Source organism: Methylobacterium sp. FW306-05-D (genome assembly GCF_058782155.1).
Window position 1 is genome coordinate 1 of record NZ_JBYSXL010000149.1, and the last position, 3,566, is coordinate 3,566.

Sequence of the window (3,566 nt, forward strand, 5' to 3'; positions counted from 1 at the left end):
GGCCGGGGTCGGGGCGGCGGTGAATTCCAGCATGCCGATGCCGGCGGCGTTCTTGGGCCGCAGGCTGAGGGAGAGGGTGCCGGGTTTGGTCACGAACTGGCCCATGGCGGCGCCCACCGCCTTGGCGCCCGCCGAATTGCCCAGGATCGCCGGCACGCCGAACACGCTCGCGGTGACGTATTCCTGCTTCAGCTCCTCGGGCTTGAGGCTGAGCACCTTCGACTGGGCGGCGATGAAGCGGTCGAACAGGCCGGTATTCTCGATGGTGAGGTCCAGCGCCTTGGCGGTGGCCGACAGCATGGCGAAGCTCGACACCGCCATGTCCGGGTTGAACACCTCCGGGCCGATGCCGCCGAGCATGCCGTTGATGCGCAGGCTGCCCATGTCCTTGCCGGAGACCGAGACCTCGGCGAGCTTCAGCTCGCGGGCGGCCTCGTCCCAGGAGGTGTCGGCCACCAGGGCGAGGTCGAGGTCGCTGTAGCCGTAGAGGCCGAGGGAGCCGAGGCCGGGCACCCCGGCCACCGCCGAGGCCGGCAGGGTCAGGCCGGACAGGCTGAGGCGCCCGGCCGTGGGCACCCCGTCGCGCGGGGTCGCGAAGTTCATCGAGCCGTCGCGCAGGCCGACATGGGTCGGGGCGGGCACCGCCCTGTCGGCGGGATCGCGCGACGCCTTCGCCTCGGCGGGCAGGTCGAGGCTGAGATCCTTCAGGGCCAGGGTGCCGAGGGCCGGCGTCAGCAGGCGCAGCTCGGCCTCCGAGGGCGGCGTGGTCAGGGCGGACAGCTTGCGCAGGGCCGCCACCGTCGGGCCGAGGGAGAAGCCGTCCAGCGAGAGCCGGGCGAGACGGGCCTTGGCGCCGTCCACGCCCGCGAAGCTGATGTCCTCCAGGTGGAGCCCGGCGCCGGTGAGGCCGAGGCGGCCGATGCCGAGGCTGAAGGCGTCGCGGGGCTTGGCCTCCTGGACGCTGAGGCCGCTGGCCTCCAGGGAACCCACCGAGACCGCCTCCGCGAGGTCGGCCCCGAGGCTCATCAGCCGCGCGCGCTCGGGGGGCGCGAGCCGCTCGTAGTCGACGGCCGTGAAGGCCTGCAGCGCCCCGGTCCAGGTCGCCGGGATCTGGCGGCCGCTGAGGTCGCGGCCCTCGATCCGGGCGATCTTCACGGCGGTGCCCCGGGCATCCACGTAGGCGACGTCGTCGACCGCGAAGGTGGCGTAGATCCGCTGCAGGGCGCTCTTGCCGTCGCCCGCCTCGCCGTAGAGGCGGGCGAGCACGGTGAGGTCGAGATCGGTGGCGCGCATCCGGCCGTAGGTGCCGGTGCCCTTCTGGGGACCGCCCTCCAGGAGGATCGCGGCGCCGGCGGCGGTGAGTTCGGCAATGCGTCCGGCGCGGACGTCCCGGGCGACCACGTCGCGATAGGTGACCACCGGCGTCGCCCCGGCCGCGCCGGTGCGCTCCACCCGCAACTCGGGCATCGCCAGGCTCGCGGCGTCGAGGCGCACGAGGCGGCCCGCCCAGGATTCGCCGGGGCCGGGCTTGAGCAGGGCGGTGAGCTCGTCCTTCGAGAGGCGGGTGCCGCTGGCGGTGAGGCGCGGCGCCTTCAGCACCGTGTCGCCGAAGGCCAGGGTCACGTCCTGCAGGGTGACGTCCTGGACCGCCGAGGCCGCCTCCTGGGCCTGGGCCGGCCCGGGCCGCACGGCGATCCCCGCACCCAGGAGGACGAGGAGGCAGGCCGAGGCACCGGTCGCCCACGCGCGGAGGGGGCGGCCTTTCGAGCAGGTCATGGGCTTATCCGGATCGCTGGCGAAGAGGCGCTTTCAGGGGAAAGGCCCGGAGGCGTCGGGGAGAAGGCCCATCCGTGCCGCAGTTTCACACGGGAGGCAATCGCGGGAGCGGCCCCCGCGGGGGCCGCGCCGCACTCACAGCGAGAACGAGGTTCCGCAGCCACAGGAGGCGGTGGCCTGGGGGTTCTCGATCTTGAAGGACTGGCCGATCAGGTCGTTCACGAAATCGATGGTCGAACCGCTCATGTATTCCAGCGACATCGGGTCGACCAGGACGGTGGCCCCGTCGCGCTCGATCGCGACGTCGTCGGCGGCCCGCGCCCGCTCGATGTCGAAGGCGTAGGAGAAGCCCGAGCAGCCGCCGCCGTTCACGCTGATCCGCAGGGAGGCGCCGGGCGGTTCGGCACCCATGATCTCGTTGATGCGCTTGGCGGCGCGGGGCGTCAGGGTGATGTCGGCCATCGGGGATAGTCTCGCGGGGTGCTCTCGAGATCCGCCGGCCGTCCCGGCCGGTCACGGGCCGGGGCGGCGTTGGAACAACGGTTGGGACACACAAGATATGCCTGGGGGGCCGATGCTGCAACGCGGCGGCGCGTCGGGGGCCGGGCCGGGCCCGGCGGAACTCTTCCGGTCGATCGAATGGGGGCGGCGAGACGTGATGCAGGCGGATGAGACTGGGCGGGGCGAGGCCCGGCGGCGCGGCGAGCGCTGGCGGGCGCCCTATGCCACCGACCCGGCGGCCACCCGCGGGCGCCTGATCCCCGAGGCGATCTCGCCCACGCGCAGCGACTTCCAGCGCGACCGCGACCGCATCATCCATTCCTCCGCCTTCCGGCGCCTCAAGCACAAGACCCAGGTCTTCGTCCACCACGAGGGCGACCATTACCGGACGCGGCTGACCCACACCCTGGAGGTGAGCCAGATCGCCCGGGCGCTCGCCCGGGCGCTCGGCCTCGACGAGGACCTCGCCGAGGCCCTGGCCCTCAGCCACGACCTCGGCCACACCTGCTTCGGACATACGGGCGAGGACACCCTGGACGCCTGCATGGCGGACCATGGCGGCTTCGACCACAACGCCCAGGCCCTGCGCATCGTCACCCGGCTGGAGCGGCGCTACGCCGGCTTCGACGGGCTCAACCTCGCCTGGGAGACCCTGGAGGGGCTCGTCAAGCACAACGGCCCGCTGCTGGAGCCGGACGGGCGCCCGACCCAGCGCTGGACGGGCCGCGGCATCCCGGCCGCGATCCTCGAATACGACGCCCTCAACGACCTCGAACTCGCCCGCTTCGCCGGCCCCGAGGCGCAGGCCGCGGCGCTGGCCGACGACATCGCCTACGACAGCCACGACCTCGACGACGGCCTGCGCGCCGGCCTGTTCGACCTTGCCGACCTCGCCGAGGTGCCATTCCTGCGCGGCCTCCTCGACGAGATCGAGGGGCTGTACCCGAACCTGGACCCCTCGCGGAAGATCCACGAGCTGGCGCGGCGCGTCATCACCCGCTTCGTGGAGGACGTGATCGCCGAGAGCACCCGGCGCCTCGCCGCGCTGAATCCGGCCACGGTGGCGGACATCCGGGCGGCGCCGGAGCCGGTCGTCGCCTTCTCGGAGGCGATCACGCGGGCGGATGGGCAGATCAAGACCTTCCTGTTCGCCCGCATGTACCGCCACCCCGGCGTGCTCGCGGTGCGGGCCAAGGCCAACGACATCGTGTCCGACCTGTTCGCGCGGTTCACGCACGAGCCCGGCGCGATGCCGGAGGAATGGTCGGCGGGCCTGGAGGGGGCGGAGG

3 protein-coding genes are annotated in these 3,566 nt (G+C 73.0%); 1 reads left to right on the forward strand and 2 read right to left on the reverse strand.

Annotation, left to right across the window (positions count from 1 at the left end):
* Together AC3WLN_RS23770 and erpA are read right to left on the reverse strand one after the other, a co-directional pair.
* Positions 1-1,776, reverse strand: a 1,776-nt coding sequence (locus AC3WLN_RS23770) for an aq_1923 C-terminal domain (RefSeq protein WP_492485411.1), incomplete at its 3' end; no start/stop codon positions are given.
* A gap of 135 nt (positions 1,777-1,911) precedes the next feature.
* Positions 1,912-2,238, reverse strand: coding sequence for an iron-sulfur cluster insertion protein ErpA (gene erpA / locus AC3WLN_RS23775; RefSeq protein WP_056349834.1), 327 nt, complete (start codon positions 2,236-2,238; stop codon positions 1,912-1,914).
* Between the two features lie 196 nt (positions 2,239-2,434).
* Between erpA and AC3WLN_RS23780 the strand changes: the two genes are divergently transcribed.
* A partial coding sequence (locus AC3WLN_RS23780; RefSeq protein ID WP_492485414.1) for a deoxyguanosinetriphosphate triphosphohydrolase occupies positions 2,435-3,566 on the forward strand: 1,132 nt, incomplete at its 3' end.

Coding starts and splice junctions, on each gene's coding strand:
- erpA (WP_056349834.1), bottom strand. CDS start 2,238: ATGGCCGACATCACCCTGACGCCCCGCGCCGCCAAGCGCATCAACGAG.